Consider the following 15,965-nt stretch of genomic DNA (forward strand, 5'->3'; position numbering starts at 1 on the left):
GAAATCCGTATTTGAGATGTATGCTTCACCATTCACCCGAAAAAATTCCTAGTTTTTGACCAATGACTTCAATCTTAAAAAGGAGAGAAGGATGATGAGTACTAGTGAAAAAAGAAGAGCGGGATTTTGTTCGCAATGCGTTTCAAAATGTGGAGTGATATCCGTTACACAAAATAATCAGTTAGTAAAGGTGCTCCCGGATAAAAATCATCCGAATGGGGGAATCTGTCCAAAAGGAGCAGCAGCACCTCAAATCGTCAATCATCCTGATCGCATCGTTTTTCCTTTAAAGAGAACTAACCCAAAGGGGCAAGATCCACTATGGGAGAAAATCACATGGGAAGAAGCCATCCAAACCATTGCAAGTAAACTAAAACAGATTCGTTCTGAAACAGGGGCAGAAACAGTTTCTTACACTTTTCCAACAGTTGGTGCAAGCGGAAGTTTTAGCTGGGGGCCATATTTACAGCGCTTGATGAATCTATACGGCACCCCCAACTATATTTCTCATACCAATGTCTGCCAGTGGACAAGGGACGAGGGATCAAAATACACATATGGTGTTGGATTGCCTCAACCCGACTTTGAACGTGCTAGCTTGATATTGATATGGGGGCACAATCCAGCAGATACGAATCTTCAGACTTGGAAAAGGCTCATGGCAGCTAGAAAAAGAGGCAGTAAACTAGTAGTCATCGATCCACGCCGAACAACGACAGCTGCCGCAGCAGATTTATGGATTTCTCCGAATCATGGAACTGATATCGCTTTAATATTAGGGTGTCTTCAATTTTTGATTGAGAACCATTCGTATGATGAGCAATTTCTTCTCCAATGGACCAATGCCCCTTTCTTAGTGGATAAGCGAACAGGAAAATTCCTTCGACCAGCACATCATCAGCCATATGAATTTTTAGTTCTTGATCAAAAACAGAAGCCATTTAAAATCGATACTCGGGCAGATCCTGAGACATGGTCAGAACATATTTTACTTTCAGGCGAATACGAAAATGAGGACGTTTCTTCAGAAACCGTTTTTTCTCAATTATTGAAACAAGTATCTTCATTTAGAATGGAACATGTGGAAAAAATAACGGGTATTCCAGCTGAGAAATTAACGGAACTTGGGGAATTATTAAGCCAAGAAAATCCGATAACCTATTATTCATGGAATGGATTAGAACAGCATGTAAATAGTTCATCTACCAATCGAGCATTATGTATCCTTTATAGTCTGACCGGTTGTTTTGATAAGCAAGGGGGGAATATTATCCTCCCGTCTTTACCAGTAAACTTAATAAAAGGTCAAGATTTACTGCCAACTTCACAAGAGCAGAAGCGTTTAGGATTAGATCAGAGACCTTTAGGTGCTCCCAAAATATCTGCTTCAGGGTATGATTTTGTTCATGCTGTATTAAACGAATCTCCGTATTATATGAGAGGCTTGTTAAGTTTTGGGGGTAATATGGTCACTCAAAACCCTGGAACCAAGAATATGATAGAAGCCTTGAAAAAATTAGAATTTCATGTACACGTTGACATGTTTCATAGTCCAATGACGAAGTTTGCAGACATTGTATTACCAGCTGCACATGCATGGGAGTCCCCAAGTTTGTTGGCAGGCTTTGAAGGGAATTTACAAACGGATCAACATATTCAATACAAACCTGCAATGTCAAAGGCTCCTGGGGAAGCTCGTCCTGATCTACAAATAATCATGGAAATAGCGGTTGAAATGGGTTATCAAGAAGAGTTTTGGAATGGAAATATTGAGAAAGCGTTTAATGACTATCTTAAACCAGTGAATGTCACATTAGACCAACTTCGATCTCACCCTGAAGGTCTGTCTGTGCCCTTAAAAATAAAATATTGTAAATATAGAGAAAAAATGAATGAAAGAGTCAAAGGTTTTTCTACTCCGACAAGAAAGCTGGAGATTTATTCCGAGTTTTTGTTAGAGCATGGATATGCTCCACTGCCTCAATTTGAAAAACCATTAACTGTTCCGCAATATCAGAATCAATCGAATGATTTTCCGTTAGTTCTTTCTTCTTTTAAATTAAAAAGTTTTTGTCATAGCCAGCATCGTAATATTGCTAGACTAAGAAAACTGCATCCCGATCCTTTTGCTGAAATCCATCCCCAAACAGCTCAAATGTATAGGCTAAATGAAGGTGAATGGATTTATTTAGCCTCTCCTTTCGGCAGGATGAAGGCAGTCGCTCGACTGACAGAAAGTATACCCGTGGGGACAATATATACTCAAGCGGGCTGGTGGGATGAGTGTGATGAACTTGAATTAGCTGGATTTGATCCATTTTCAGTAGAAGGTGCAAATGTCAATCAATTAATAGGTACCGATGAGATTGACCCCATATCAGGTTCCGAACCATTAAAATCTTATCGATGCCAGATTTATAAGATAGGATAGATCCTTTGCCCTAATTAAAGCAAAAAAGCTGATGACTCCCAGCGGTGGAGGCTTCAGCTTTTTGCTTTTATACTAAAAATGTCATATCAATTTGTTTATGTGTTGCATGATTAATATGCATTTTATTTATGTTGTGGCTTCATGTACCATTAAATAGGATTACACATCAAGAAAAGTATCGGAGGTAACAAATTTGATCAGTCGTCATATATTATTTCTATTTGCACTTATATTAGCTGCATTTAATCTTAGGCCTGGTATAACTTCAGTTAGTCCAGTTTTGCACGGAATATCAAATGAATTAGGCATGAGTTCTGCTTCAGCTAGTCTACTTACATCTATTCCTTTATTATGTTTTGGCTTTTGCTCGTTATTCGCTGGTCGTTTAGCAAATCGCTATCAATCAGAGAAAACCATCACATTTTTTATCGCTTTTATAGGTATTGTAACGCTTTCGCGTGTCTTTACAAATTCGTCTATCTATCTATTGATAACGGCTTTATTCATTGGTGCGGGAATTGGGATTGTAAGTCCTTTGCTCTCTGGTTTCATCAAAAGTTACTTTCCGGAGAAGGCAGCCTCCATGATAGGCGTATATTCTACTTCAATGGTAGTTGGAGCATCCATTTCTATTGGGCTGACGACACCACTTCAACACTGGCTCAATAATTCATGGAAAAACGGATTAGCGTTCTGGAGTATTCTTGCTCTAATGGCTGTTCCACTTTGGCTTATGGTCATTAAACATTCTCATACACATACAGCATCACAAAAGAGAAGTGCCTCCTTGCCATTAAAAAATAAAAAGGCGTGGTTATTAACCTCTTTTGTAGGGCTTGTCACTCTTATGTTTTATTGTTTTGCAGCTTGGCTACCAGCCATCGTAGAGGAAAAAGGATGGACGTCAGCATTTGGTGGTCTTGTAGGTACAATAGCTATGATTGCACAATTGCCAGCTACTCTTTTATTGCCTAGTCTCTTGAAGAAGCTGCCAAGTAGAAGACTTTGGATTTTAGTCTTTACCCTTAGTGTAATGACTGGATTATCTCTTTTATGTTTTACAAACGTGACACCTATTGTTTCAAGTATATGTCTAGGGATTGGCAGTGGCGGTCTTGTCTCACTCACTTTATTATTACCGATAGATAAGGCATCGTCCCCTATGGAAGCAAGTACTTGGTCAGCAATGACTCAAGCAATTGGATACATGATTGGTGCAACGGGCCCGTTTATCATCGGTTTTCTCCATGATTTTCTAGGCAGTTTCGTTCCAACATTATATCTTCTTATACTTTTAGGTTTCATTGTTATGTTATTGGGATGGAAAATCACTAAGTCAGCTCATGCTAATGAAGAGGGGTTATCTGTGAAATAAATCTATTCTTATAACTGTAAGGTTAGCTAGTACTCATTTGAAGTATTTATTCAGGAAAGGGGGTGATAATGATGGAGAATAACTCGAAGTTACAGCAGGCGACAAAAATATATAAAGCACTCGGTGAACCAACCCGATTAAAAATTGCTCGTTTGCTTGCTAATGAAGCAAATTTATGTTGTTCAGATATAGGAATAAAACTTGAATCAATTGCTGGATCAACTTTATCCCATCACTTAAAACAATTAACTGATTGCGGGCTAATGAGTACTTATAAAGAAGGCACATATATATACTACAGCCTAGACCGTGAGTTGATTGGAAAGTATGCTCCATATGTGATGGAGTAATTTTTCTTATTTCTATACTTAAGGAAATATAGAAATAAGAGGTATGATTTTTCTTGTCCGGATTATGGCTAAATTACTCGATAGGTATCCTCATCTAAATTTTGAGTAGATCCATTACTAGTACTTTATATAAAAAAGCTAAAGCGAACCATCTATCTTTATCATAAGTGCGTTAAATTCAAGGGTGTCACCTTTATAAAACATTTTTAAAGAAACTGTAAAGATCACTTTTTCTACATGCAAAAATCAGCTCTTTACAGCTAATTTTTCAAACGTTCGGTTAATTTATGAAATTAAATCTAAATTTCTAGAAATACCGAAATAAAACCAAAAGGAGAAAGATAATGAGAAAAAATATTGGAGCAAAATCTTACGTGTTACCACAACCAGTTTTTATTATTGCAGCGTATGACGAAAATGGAATTCCGAATGCCATGGCTTCTACATGGGGCGGTATTAGTAATGAAAATGAAATTTCAATCTGCATTAGTTCAGAACGAAAGACGTTAAAGAATATTATGCTGCATGGTGCATTTACCGTAAGCATGTCAGATGCGTCTTTTCTTGAGGCATGTGATTATCTTGGAAATGAAACTGGAAATGAGGTTCCAGATAAATTTGCAAGAGCTGGATTTCATGCAGTTAAGGCGGACTTTGTTGATGCACCACTGATTGAGGAACTTCCATTTGCGTTAGAGTGTAAAGTGAAAAGTTATAATGAAAAAGAATGGCGCATGATTGCTGAAATCGTGAACATCAGTGTTGAGGAGGATATACTAGATGAGAAAGGTAAAATCAATCTGGATAAATTCAGCCCACTTGTATTTGATAGGGGAAGTAGGAATTACCATAAAATAGGAGAAAAAGCAGGGGATGCTTTTGAGGATGGACTGTATCTTAAGAACAAGTAAAAATCTGCAAAAAAGTGGCTTTTCTCTACCGAGGAAGGCGCCCATAGCTTTTACTTATCTTGTTTGAGAGTTACATTTTCAACTACCACTGCTTTTTCAGAACCTGTAACTGAATTGGAACTTGTTCCTGTCTACATTGTAAAAGCCAGTATAACAACGGCTGTCAAAGCAAGTTCTCCAAAAGTATAAGAAGCGTAACACTTTAAGCTCTTTACAGTTAATTTTTCAAGCGCTCGGTTAATTTATGAAAATAAATCTGTATTTCTAGAAATATCGAAATATAAAACAAATAGGTGTGAATTATTTTGTCAAATATGTGGAAAATTTATTTATTAGCTGCCATTAGTTTTCTTAATGGTACATCAGAATATGTTATTGCGGGAATCTTAGACAAAATTGCTGAGGCTAATCACATTTCAGTTTCATCTGCAGGACAGTTAATCACTGTGTTTTCAGTAGCTTTTGGTGCAGGGACACCCTTTCTAATTGCTATGTTTGCTCGAATGGACCGAAAAAAACTTCTTGTCTATGCTTTAACCGTTTTCTCTGTCATTAATATTCTTATTGCGATAATAACAGGGTATGAAATGCTAATGTCAGCTAGAATAATCTCTGCCCTTAGTGCTGGTGTTATGCAAGTCACAGTTCTAACCCTTGCTGCAGTTTTAGCAGCTCCAGGAAAGCAAGGAGGTGCGATTGCTACAGTTATTATGGGACAAAGTTCTGCTTTGGTTGCAGGTGTACCTATAGGAAGAGTTGTGGCTTCACATTATGATTGGAATGTCATATTCATTGGAATTGGGGCAGTAGGATTACTTTTCTCTGTCTTAACTTTGTTTGCTATACCAAAAACAGTTGCTGAAAAACCCGTACCTTTACGTGAGCAGTTTAAATTTTTTATGAGACCACGTATCGCAGCATACTTGCTTATAACTTTTCTATGGTTAGGTGCATATTCCGTTGTATTTACGTATATTTCACCATATTTCCTAGATATATTCGGCATGAGCAATCATGGGGTAACGACAGCACTCTTTATTTTTGGGATTGCTAGTGCTATTGGAGCTCAATTAGGAGGCTTTAGTACAGATAAGTGGGGGGCATTTCGTACATTAACTGGAGGAATGTTACTCCATGCTATTGCACTATTGCTCTTCCCGTTTATCGGTCAGTTTGCTTTTCTTTTCTATGTATTACTTATTTTCTGGGCGCTTGCAGCTTGGTCTTCCGGCTCGCCAATACAATTTCAGTTAATAAGCCTTGCCCCTGCTGCGGCAAGCATTGTGCTTAGTTTGCACAGTGCTTTGGGACAACTTGGAATGGCAGGTGGAGCTGGTATCGGCGGTATTGCTGTCAAAAATGGTTTGTTGAATTATCTTCCTTGGATTGGGGCTTTTACTCTTGCTATTGCTGTCGGAGTCACAGTTCTTGACAAGGTTCTATCTAAACGAAAAACAGTTTAAAGAAACTCAGAGCACTCTTTTTATAAAATAAAAAGTGGTTTCATTCAACCTCAACATGATGATGTCCAAACCGTCGCATCAAGAAGGAGCTCTGGAGGATAATTGGTTAAAAAACGATAAAGTGGATTAAAGTGTAAGACTCCTTATGGTATTCTAGTAAAAGAATACGCCATAAAAGGAGTCTTTTTTATATGAAAATATTAGATGCTCCATCTTTACTGTCAGCTGTCGAACAAAGGTCAAAAGTCTATCAGGAGCTTCGAGACGAAATGCAGCATGTGAAAAAAGCATTAAAAAGTGTGTCGGGATTAGGTAATGAATTTACTGGAAAAGGTGCAGACAATATCAAAGCCTTTTATGAGGATCTTGCGCTTTACACAGACACTTATCTTGACTTTATCGATATGCAAAAAGCGTTTTTAGATGGGGTAAAAGGAAAGCTTGATGATGAATCGTTAGGCGGGAGTACATTTATTGATGAGCATTTCTTAGACGCTCAACTGAAACAAGGGATTCAGAATAATAAAGATATGGTCAAGGAACAAAAAGAAGCCCTATCCACTATTTTTGATGACATCAGTGATCTCATAGAACTGAATGTATTTTCAAGTAAAGAGGTCAATGAACATTTAGATGATGCGAACAAAAAAAGAAAAGAGGCAATTGATGCTTTACATAAAATAGACCATGAGCTAAAAACAGAATACGCAAAATCAGAAGCGATTGAAAAACACCTCTCAACTTTTTATGCAAAAATGATGGCTGCTACAGGAAAAGGGAAAAATGCGCAGCCAATGTATTACGATGCAAAAGCATTTCATGAGACAGATGTGTACAAGAATCATGATAAAATCGATGCACAGGTGAAAGCATATTTAAAGGTGAAAAAAGAAGAAAAAGAGAAACGAAGAATCAAAGAATTGAAAGAAAAACTCAACGATCCTTCGTGTATATCAGAAGAGAAATACTTTGAGATTGTAGACGAAATTGGATATGAAAATCTTTCTTACGATCAAAAAATGTATTACAGCCAGCTTCTCCAGATCAAAGCGCAGGAAGAAGCATCAGAGGGGTTCGTTGATGTTGTAAAAGGAGCAGCAGTTGGTCTGTATGATGTGGCCAAAGATACAGTAGTTGGCATCTACGATCTTGTGACAGATCCTGGAGGTGCCGTTGAATCGGTCGTAACGGCTGTTTCTCATCCAATTGAAACGTCGAAAGCGATTGGAAAGTCGATTTCAGACTCATTCCAAAAAGAAGTTATCGATGGTGATGCATATTCTCGATCACACTGGTTTGCCTATGCGACCGGTTCTCTAGCAGAAATCGTCTTTGGTTCTAAAGGGGCAGGTGCCATAACAAAAACGGGAACAACAGCAGCCAAAACGACGGTGAAGAAAGGCCTTGAGCAAGGAGCAAAATCATTAGACAGAGTTTCTATTCCGAATCTATTGCCATACTCACCAAAATTTCAAATGGCTGGCGGCCCGAAGCTGCCGTATAACGTGTTTGACGGAGAAAATCTCAAAAATAAACTCCTCTCTATGGCGAAGCGTCTAGACAACAATTCAGGATACGGCATCTCTAAGACAGGCAGACGCTTACCAGCACCAAAATCACCACCAACCGTTGTCAGTTACGGAGATCACTATGTGAGATGGAAACGTAAAAAAGTGTTAAAACCAAATGTTGTTTATTCAACAAAGCAAGGCTACACCTACACAACCGACCACTACGGACGTATTGTCAAAGTCGAAGCAAGTGATTTAAAATACGGAGAGGTTAAAAGAAACCAATATGCCCAATCCAATTCAGGGAAGCCGGATCGATTAATGGATGATGATGGAGGTCATTTGATAGCGTCTATTTTTAAAGGTTCCGGGGATATTGATAACCTTGTTCCGATGAGTTCACAGATTAATCGTAGTGGTGGGAAATGGTATCAGTTGGAGCAGGAATGGTTGGCAGCCTTGAGGAAAGATCCACCTCAGACAGTATCAGTTTCCATAGAAAGCATTAGATATGAAGGAGATTCTATGCGACCAACTTTATTTAAAATTAAGTATAAAATTGGAGCTAGGAGAGTTAAAAAGGTATCGATTGAAAATAAGCCAGGAGGTTAATTCAATGGAAATGGAACCATCGAATGAAGTTTATCAAGAAATTTTGAATACAATAAATGAAATAATACCTGTTGATTGGGAGAATGTTTTGCTATATGCGGAAATTCTGGATGACTCTCGTGAAGTTTATTTTTTCTTTAATACAAACAAACAACAAGAATATATTTATTCTCATGATATTCCTGATATATTTGAGGTCAGTGAAAATATATATGATGACTTATTAATTAATTTACAGGATTCTTTTAAGAAACTCAGAGATGAATTTAAAATTAATGAGCAAAAAACTTGGACAAATTTAACGCTGAAAATCAAGAATAGGAATCGATTTACCATTGATTTTAATTATGATGATGTATTGAACTCTCATTACAATACCTATCAACGAATGGCTATTTGGGAATATGAAAATTTGGGATATCTCCCTGAAGATGAGGAAGATAAAGAAGCCGTATTAAATTATATAAAAAATAAAGACGATAACTAACGCACAATACCCTCCAATTTAAGGAGGGTATTTCTCATATATGTTTCATAAAATCTCATTTCCATTATCTAAACCGATAAACCGTCACTTCACAATCACCCAGCACCTCTTCAATCATCTCTTCCACAATCGTCCAATCGCCGCCTGCTAATCCGCAGCCGATCCCGTATGGAATGGCGATGGACGTTGGGTTTTTCTCTTCAGGTGATTGTGTCACTGTATCCTTTAGGTGTTGAAAGCAGTTGCGTAAGGCATCGTAGTCTGTTTGCTGTCTTGTTCTTCCGTATCCAGCTTGGGCAAATAAGTTGGCCATTGTTTTTCCGTCTTTTGTTGTGATGAGTTGAACGGAGCTTAACAAGTCATCTCCTTGTTCTGTACATAACTGTTTATAATCTTTGTACACATTCGGATATTTGCTTTTGATCTGTTTCGCTAATCCAGCTCCCATGACTCCTTTACAGTTCACCTGGTGACAAATGATGTCTTCGCTTGCCTCTAATATATTGCCGTCTACCGTTTTGATCATATGCAGTAACCCCTTTTTGATAAAATGCAAACTTATGTTCTATTATAACAGTTTTGTTCCTGTGATTTAATAGCTTTTGATGAGTTTTTAGTTAGTACATGAGTTCAGGTGACAGCAAAGTGACAAACATGTCATATGATTCCATGGTTTGTTCGTTCGATCGATGGAGGCAGACATCTCATTACAATTATCCTTATCGTAAATCAAGTAAAAAGGGATGAAATGAGATGCGGGGACTTAATGAAGATTTATTTAGGTGGGTGAATGAACTCAGTATCGATCATGGTTACTTGAATCCAATATTTATTGGACTAGCTGAATATACAGTGCTGCTGGCAGCGCTCGTGTGTCTGTTCGTATGGTTTCAAAATCGCAGCAGGTACAATAGGGCGATGGTTGTTTCTGCCGGACTGACCTTCGTACTCGCCGAGTTACTTGGGAAAATCGCTGGGGGGTTTTATTTTAATCAGCAGCCCTTTGCAGAAATGAGCCGCGTCAATCTTTTGATTCAAAAGGAAGTGAATAACTCGTTTCCGAGTGATCATACCATCTTTATTTTTTCGATTTGCGTGATCTTTTGGCTGTTTCACAAACGCCATATGTATTGGCTAATCATTGCCTGTGCTGTTGGTTTTTCAAGGATTTGGGTAGGTGTTCATTATCCATTTGATGTCTTAGCAGGAGCTGTTATAGCGTGTTTAACAGCCGTCGCCGTTGTATATTTGCCGATATGCCAAAAGAGCGTTGATGCCCTCTTGTCATGTTATGAATGGCTTGAACAAAAATTGGTGGGGAAGAGAACAAAATAATATTGTTGCAGCAAAATACCCCGATCTGTAAAGCTGAGATCGGGGTACTGTTTATTTTCGCCAAAACGTTGAACAATCCGCTTTGTCTTCGATATTAAATTCGATGATTTTTTTTAGGAGAGGATAATCAACTGGCAAGCTTTCTTTCATGCGAAACAGATTTTTCCCATGATCGTACCCAGCTTGTACAATGTCAGCTGAAAATTGATCAATTCCTTTTGCTTCTGGTGCGACAGAAATGTGATGTTTTGCCACGCTAAACCCAATAATAAATGTGCCGTGATCTGTGAACATGGGCTGATTCCAAGCAATTCTTGGCTCTAATTGAGGGAATGTGTCTTCTACCCATTGTAAGATGGCTTGAGTGCGCTGCTTCAGCTCGGGGTTACCGATTTTGCTGATATATTCTTCAAACACATGCATAATATTTTATCCTCCCAATCCATCTACCTCATAAGCCTCAGACGGGATTCGAACCCGCACTCCTTTCGTAAGCATAGGCTAGGGGCAACACGCTTCCCTACGGAATTTCACCGACAGGAATTTCACCTGTCTCAGCTCATGTGCTTTTCGGTGCTTCTGAAACCCTTGCCTTGCGACCCGCCAGCTACAATTTGTTTTACGGCGCTCTTCCCTTCTAGAGCTACTGAGGCGTGTAAGTTATTGATCATATTATATAAAGAAACTGGATAAATGAAAAGCTGTGCTGATGATCTTTAGACAAATCACACGGTATTAACCATCATAAGATTAGAAAGCCACAGCATTGGGCTTTTTCATTTCATCTCAAGATGTTTATTTTAAAAAAAGGCGGAATTTTTTCGCAAATATCATTGACTAGGAGAAAGAAACGCACTTTCAATGGAAACGGTTATTGAAGATTCAAGTGATTCATATTAAAATGATGTCAAATGGACTAATTAGCAATTGCTAATAGAAGTTCCATATTTAGTGAAATCATGTGTTGCAGCTGAAGGTGATTGGGGGTGTAGAATGAGCAAAGTTCCTGTTGCGGAATTGGCATCACTATTAAATGACTGGAACATGGAAATCAAAAAAGATCATGCAGATGAGGCAGAACGGTTATTTGCCAAAGCGAAACAAGCGGTAGAGGAAATTGACGATGCGGATATTCTCATTTACTATTCTCTTCTTGAGAAGAGGCATCACATTCTTATGTACAATTTAAGAGGGCAAAAGGGCAATGTTTCAACGAAAAGCATAGAGGGTAATTATGGAAAAAAAGAAGATGACCTGTCTAACCGTCTTGCCTATTATTTTGATTTTTATGAGGGTGTGTATGAGCAGCATCAAGGTAATTATGAGGTTGCATTGCAAATGTATCAAAGTGCTGAAAAGCTCTTAGATAAAATTCCAAGTGAGATCGAACGTGCTGATTTCGATTTTAAAGTGGCATGGCTTTATTACCGGCTCAGTCATATCATGCTCTCATTAACCTATATCCGCAGAGCGCTGCACGTCTATAAGCGGCACAAGCAGTATGAAAGAAGAACGGCCCTTTCATACTCCCTCATAGCAGCGAATCTAACAGAGATCGGCCGGTATGAAGAGGCGCTTGAGAATTATCGTTTGGCAGAAGAGGTTTTGACAAGCGAGCAGGATGATTTTATGCTGGCTCAGCATCATCACAATGTGGCCATTTTATATTCATTTTGGAACAAACCGAAGGAATCGATACGTCATCTTGAAAAAGCACTGTCCCATCAAGAGTATTATGATTCAGATTTCTTTTTCCATTCTACGTATCTGATCAGCCGGGAACTCTGTGTGATTGGTGAAAAGCAGCGTGCAAGCCAATATATAGAGGCTGCATATGCCAGAATGAAAGATGCTTCTCATGAAGTGTTTCAGCTAAAAATAGGCATCGTACATGATCTTTACTTAACGCATGCACCGCAAAGATTTAAGCAAATTGATGAGAAATTAAGAAAGTTAGAAGAGAAGAATGAATATCATGAAGTAAAAGAGCTATCACAATTTGCAGCAAAATATTGTGAAAAGCAAGCACTTTATGAGCAGTCTGTTTTTTACTTGAACAAAAGTTTAGAAGCGGATTTACATATGAAAAGAATGGGGTTGATTTAAGATGAAAACAGGATTAAAAGTATTATTCGTTGTAGGTTTAGCGGTCGCTGCGACTGTTCTGACGCAAAACGTTGCAGGTTCTTTCGAAGTTGCAGAAAAAATCATTGGTGGTTAATACCATTTATCTCTCGCCCTTGTTGATATCGTCAGCAAGGGTTTTTTGTGTTTTAATAGGCTCTTCTTATTAAACGCTGCAAGAACGTTTAATAAGAAGAATTCGCAACAAAGGGGGTGTGCAAATTTATTACCTGCTCCATTATTCTAAATAAACATAGGGCAGAGCAACAAGTTAAAAAGGTCACTTTTCTTTGCTTAATTTAATTTTTTGCAGGACTTTTCATTCAAATTTTATCAAATTGGTCTAATGTACATAGAAGGAAAAGAAAAAGCAGGGGCACCGCCCCATTTGTCATGCATATGATGAGATAAGGTCTGATTCGAAGGCAGGTGATTGTATGTATCCACGGGTTTATGGTGGTTTTCATGGAGGCGGATTTACAGGAGGCGGGGCTCATATTGGGCCGGTTGGTTCCCATATCGGCTTTGGCGGGTCTTATTTGAGCCCAGGTGTGTTCTCTGGCTTGGGAGGTTTTCCGGGGTACGGGGGATTCGGGACATTTTCTGGATATCCGTATGGCTCTACGTTCATCATGGGACGCCCTCCTGGTTTTTATGTGAGGAGTTATTAGTTTAAGAGCACAATAATTGAAATAGCCAGAGAGGCTATTTCAATTGGTGAAAGTGCTTTAATGCAGCAGTTATCACAATGACCCCTAGGATGATGATAGGCAGCCAGATGATGATAAATGGATCGTAACGATCTGTATATGCAGCAATAGCTGCACCTAGGCAGTAGAAGACAATAGAGCCTATTCGCATCAAGCTTACAAGCTGGATAGGGGCCTTTCTTTTTTTCCGGTATGATATACGCTGAGCTGCATCTTCAAATAGGTTAGCAAGTGTACTCGTGAGAACGGTTGTGGAAATGCCAGCAACATTCAATTTACGAGCGGCTGCTGTCTGCATGCCCATAGCCATACTTAAAAGGATGATCAGCATAAAGTAAGCACCTTGTGTATGAGGGAAAACGGTCATGAGAGCAAATAGAAGCAAAATCATCAATTCGATGATAAAAATGCGTGTAACGGCTTTTGGCCAAAACGTTTTCTCATGCTTTCCGCCTATCACAACTGCAAGTAAAACCCCTAAAACGAACCCACTTAGAGCAATGATGGAATGAAGGGCTGTTAGCTGCAAGGAGCTTCCTGCTGCAATGCCAAGCAGCACAATATTACCTGTCATATTGGCTGTAAACACATGCCCTAGGCTTAAATAGCCAATCACATCCACAATTCCTGCGGAAAGACATAAGAAAACCAAAGCTGTATTTCGAAATGAATGTGCGGTCAAAATAGTCATCCCTTTCTTCCTCTCTAATGAATAAGTGTAACGCTTTATGACCGCGAATGTCCATCTGATGAGATGGTCACATGTGTGCAAGCTGATGTAAGACTTGTCTAAAAGTATCATCATTCACAAGGTGCCTCATGCGGCGGAACGGATCGCCCTTTTCCTTTAAACGCTCTATAACAGCCGGCATCGTAAAAAGAGAAGGATGAAGCTCATCATGATAGAGTTCGTCCCATTCAAGCGGTGTCGCAACAAGTCCAAGCTCATTTCCTCTTGGGGAATATGGAGCGATGATTGTTTTCCCAGCATCATGCTGAATGTAGTCTAAATACAAGCGATTGCCGCGGTTTTTCTTAAGACGTTCCAGAGTAAAAAGATCCGGTGCTTGCTCACATAAAAATTGGCATATAAACGCGGTGAATTGTCTTGTTTCTTCGTATGTGAAGGCGTTTTTCTTTAAAGGAATATAGACTTGAAGCCCTTTACCTCCGCTTGTTTTAATAAAGGCTGTGAGAAAAAGCCCGTCTAAAAGCGCTTTTATGCGTTTAGCCGCTTCTATGGCTAGATGAAACTCATTTACAGATGGCGGGTCCAGATCAAAGACGATTTCTGTCGGCCGATTCGTATCTCTTGTTTCAAAAGGGATATGAAATTCCATTGCCAGCTGGTTGCCAAGCCAAAGAAGCGTACGAGGATCATTACAGACCGTGTAAGAAATATCATCAACTTCATCTGTCAAAACAAAATCCGGCGCATAATCAGGTGTCGACTTTTGATAAAAGAATTCATCTCCAGTGCCGTGTGGATACCGAATTAAAGTAAGACGCCTTTCACGTAAAAAGGGCAAAAGGTAGGGAGCCGCTTGTCTTAAATAAAGTAAGTAATCTGCCTTGTTTAGTTGAAGAGCCGGGACAATCGGTTTCTCAGGGTGAGTGACGTCTATAGCAGCAGGGAGTGGATACAGCTGTTTGAGCATGTGCTGAAATGTACATGCTGCTGGATCAGCATCTAGTAAAAAGGAAGAAAAACGCGGCTCTCTTAACGCCGATCCATCAAAGGATATACAAGCAATGCTGGCAACGATAGAAGGAGGGATTTCGTATAATGATCCTCCTGTTAACTGGCCTTTTGTCTGAAATAGCGTACGCAGTGTTTGTTCTTCTTCTTTAGAAAATCCATGCTTGAATTGTACAACCTCGATGAGAGCCGCATCTTGATAAATGGAACCTTGGAAATAGCCATTTTCCTTGTCAAAACGGGTGACAATGACAGAGACATACCGCCAGTTTTTCATTTTCAGCCATTCTTTTGAACGAGTATTGTCATGCCATTTACTCATCTTTTTTTTCGCTACTAGTCCTTCTGCTAAATACATCGTCATCACGTTTTTCATGTATTCAGAGTCTGGATCTGTATGAATGACCTGCAAAAGGGAAGGGTGCTCAAGCTGAACTGATGAGGGGAGCTTTGCTTCTTGGAATAATTGCTGCAGCTGATTTTTTCTTTCCATCAACGGTGAATCAACGATAGGTTTCCCTTTGCAGCTTAATAGATCGAATGCAATAAAATGACATGGAAATCGTTCAGCCTGTCTTTGGATGGCTTCTTTGTTTTTCAGCCTGCCTCTTTGCTGAACCTTCGCAAACTCGCTTTGCTGTTCACTCAGTAAAAAGACCAATTCTCCGTCAAGCGTCAGCGGTAAATAAGGAGCAAATTGGTCTCTTAATTGTTCGCACTGCTCCATCACTTCAGGAAATTGCTCATTTAGCCGTTTTCCGGTCCTGCTTTCTAAACGAATCTCGTCTTCTTCCCATACAAGAATAGCCCGAAAGCCATCATATTTTAATTCATATACCCAGTCTGCACCGGCAGGTATATCATGTGCAGGTGTTAATCGCATAGGTTTCATTGTGCATGTCACTTCCTTATATCATGTGTTCTTAGAGTGGGATGAAATTTTCAATCACATACATA

Annotated in this window: 14 protein-coding genes; 10 read left to right on the forward strand and 4 right to left on the reverse strand. The window is 39.1% G+C overall.

Annotated elements, in window-relative coordinates:
- The first annotated feature begins 94 nt into the window (after nt 1-94).
- The 7 genes from MHB41_RS08535 to MHB41_RS08565 all read left to right on the forward strand — a co-directional run bounded on the left by MHB41_RS08535 (nt 95) and on the right by MHB41_RS08565 (nt 9,140).
- Nucleotides 95-2,431: a molybdopterin-dependent oxidoreductase gene (locus tag MHB41_RS08535; RefSeq protein WP_061109898.1), complete on the forward strand. Its 2,337-nt coding sequence runs from the start codon at nt 95-97 to the stop codon at nt 2,429-2,431.
- Between the two features lie 193 nt (nt 2,432-2,624).
- Nucleotides 2,625-3,806 carry an MFS transporter gene (locus tag MHB41_RS08540; protein ID WP_051149976.1) on the forward strand — a complete coding sequence of 394 codons (1,182 nt, stop codon included), beginning with the start codon at nt 2,625-2,627 and terminating at the stop codon, nt 3,804-3,806.
- Between the two features lie 68 nt (nt 3,807-3,874).
- Nucleotides 3,875-4,156, forward strand: coding sequence for a metalloregulator ArsR/SmtB family transcription factor (locus tag MHB41_RS08545; RefSeq protein WP_024427053.1), 282 nt, complete (start codon nt 3,875-3,877; stop codon nt 4,154-4,156).
- 344 nt (nt 4,157-4,500) lie between these two features.
- Nucleotides 4,501-5,067 carry a flavin reductase family protein gene (locus MHB41_RS08550; protein WP_024427054.1) on the forward strand — a complete coding sequence of 189 codons (567 nt, stop codon included), beginning with the start codon at nt 4,501-4,503 and terminating at the stop codon, nt 5,065-5,067.
- A gap of 314 nt (nt 5,068-5,381) precedes the next feature.
- Nucleotides 5,382-6,530 carry an MFS transporter gene (locus MHB41_RS08555; RefSeq protein WP_051149977.1) on the forward strand — a complete coding sequence of 383 codons (1,149 nt, stop codon included), beginning with the start codon at nt 5,382-5,384 and terminating at the stop codon, nt 6,528-6,530.
- A gap of 191 nt (nt 6,531-6,721) precedes the next feature.
- Complete coding sequence (locus MHB41_RS08560; RefSeq protein WP_061109899.1) at nt 6,722-8,653, forward strand: T7SS effector LXG polymorphic toxin; 1,932 nt, start codon at nt 6,722-6,724, stop codon at nt 8,651-8,653.
- Between the two features lie 4 nt (nt 8,654-8,657).
- Nucleotides 8,658-9,140: an antitoxin YezG family protein gene (locus tag MHB41_RS08565; protein WP_024427057.1), complete on the forward strand. Its 483-nt coding sequence runs from the start codon at nt 8,658-8,660 to the stop codon at nt 9,138-9,140.
- Between the two features lie 64 nt (nt 9,141-9,204).
- Here the strand turns inward: MHB41_RS08565 and MHB41_RS08570 are convergent, their stop codons facing one another.
- On the reverse strand, nt 9,205-9,666 hold the full coding sequence (locus MHB41_RS08570; RefSeq protein ID WP_024427058.1) for a macro domain-containing protein: 462 nt from the start codon (nt 9,664-9,666) through the stop codon (nt 9,205-9,207).
- Nucleotides 9,667-9,893: 227 nt separating this feature from the next.
- Here MHB41_RS08570 and MHB41_RS08575 point away from each other — a divergent pair, with 227 nt between their 5' ends.
- Nucleotides 9,894-10,475, forward strand: coding sequence for an undecaprenyl-diphosphatase (locus MHB41_RS08575; protein WP_024427059.1), 582 nt, complete (start codon nt 9,894-9,896; stop codon nt 10,473-10,475).
- Between the two features lie 51 nt (nt 10,476-10,526).
- Here MHB41_RS08575 and MHB41_RS08580 read toward each other — a convergent pair whose 3' ends face one another.
- A complete protein-coding gene (locus MHB41_RS08580; RefSeq protein ID WP_024427060.1) occupies nt 10,527-10,898 on the reverse strand; it encodes an iron chaperone in 372 nt (123 codons plus the stop codon).
- A 570-nt stretch (nt 10,899-11,468) separates the two neighbouring features.
- Here MHB41_RS08580 and MHB41_RS08585 point away from each other — a divergent pair.
- Nucleotides 11,469-12,581, forward strand: a complete 1,113-nt coding sequence (locus MHB41_RS08585; RefSeq protein WP_061109900.1) for a tetratricopeptide repeat protein — start codon at nt 11,469-11,471, stop codon at nt 12,579-12,581.
- Nucleotides 12,582-13,036: 455 nt separating this feature from the next.
- Entirely contained in the window at nt 13,037-13,270 is a 234-nt protein-coding gene (locus MHB41_RS08590; RefSeq protein ID WP_041117487.1) for a hypothetical protein, read from the forward strand.
- A gap of 34 nt (nt 13,271-13,304) precedes the next feature.
- Here the strand turns inward: MHB41_RS08590 and MHB41_RS08595 are convergent, their stop codons facing one another.
- A complete protein-coding gene (locus MHB41_RS08595) occupies nt 13,305-14,000 on the reverse strand; it encodes a YoaK family protein (RefSeq protein WP_061109901.1) in 696 nt (231 codons plus the stop codon).
- Between the two features lie 67 nt (nt 14,001-14,067).
- Entirely contained in the window at nt 14,068-15,900 is a 1,833-nt protein-coding gene (locus MHB41_RS08600; protein WP_061109902.1) for a DNA ligase D, read from the reverse strand.
- Nucleotides 15,901-15,965: the final 65 nt, after the last annotated feature.

The organism is Bacillus sp. FSL H7-0578 (assembly GCF_038630855.1).
Taxonomy (GTDB): Bacteria; Bacillota; Bacilli; order Bacillales; family Bacillaceae; genus Bacillus; species Bacillus safensis.

Bases quoted from the DNA above. Each gene is read 5' to 3' on its own strand.
- MHB41_RS08535 (WP_061109898.1), top strand. From the start codon at position 95: ATGAGTACTAGTGAAAAAAGAAGAGCGGGATTTTGTTCGCAATGCGTT.
- MHB41_RS08545 (WP_024427053.1), top strand. From the start codon at position 3,875: ATGATGGAGAATAACTCGAAGTTACAGCAGGCGACAAAAATATATAAA.
- MHB41_RS08550 (WP_024427054.1), top strand. From the start codon at position 4,501: ATGAGAAAAAATATTGGAGCAAAATCTTACGTGTTACCACAACCAGTT.
- MHB41_RS08555 (WP_051149977.1), top strand. From the start codon at position 5,382: ATGTGGAAAATTTATTTATTAGCTGCCATTAGTTTTCTTAATGGTACA.
- MHB41_RS08560 (WP_061109899.1), top strand. From the start codon at position 6,722: ATGAAAATATTAGATGCTCCATCTTTACTGTCAGCTGTCGAACAAAGG.
- MHB41_RS08565 (WP_024427057.1), top strand. From the start codon at position 8,658: ATGGAAATGGAACCATCGAATGAAGTTTATCAAGAAATTTTGAATACA.
- MHB41_RS08570 (WP_024427058.1), bottom strand. From the start codon at position 9,666: ATGATCAAAACGGTAGACGGCAATATATTAGAGGCAAGCGAAGACATC.
- MHB41_RS08575 (WP_024427059.1), top strand. From the start codon at position 9,894: ATGCGGGGACTTAATGAAGATTTATTTAGGTGGGTGAATGAACTCAGT.
- MHB41_RS08580 (WP_024427060.1), bottom strand. From the start codon at position 10,898: ATGCATGTGTTTGAAGAATATATCAGCAAAATCGGTAACCCCGAGCTG.
- MHB41_RS08585 (WP_061109900.1), top strand. From the start codon at position 11,469: ATGAGCAAAGTTCCTGTTGCGGAATTGGCATCACTATTAAATGACTGG.
- MHB41_RS08590 (WP_041117487.1), top strand. From the start codon at position 13,037: ATGTATCCACGGGTTTATGGTGGTTTTCATGGAGGCGGATTTACAGGA.
- MHB41_RS08595 (WP_061109901.1), bottom strand. From the start codon at position 14,000: ATGACTATTTTGACCGCACATTCATTTCGAAATACAGCTTTGGTTTTC.
- MHB41_RS08600 (WP_061109902.1), bottom strand. From the start codon at position 15,900: ATGAAACCTATGCGATTAACACCTGCACATGATATACCTGCCGGTGCA.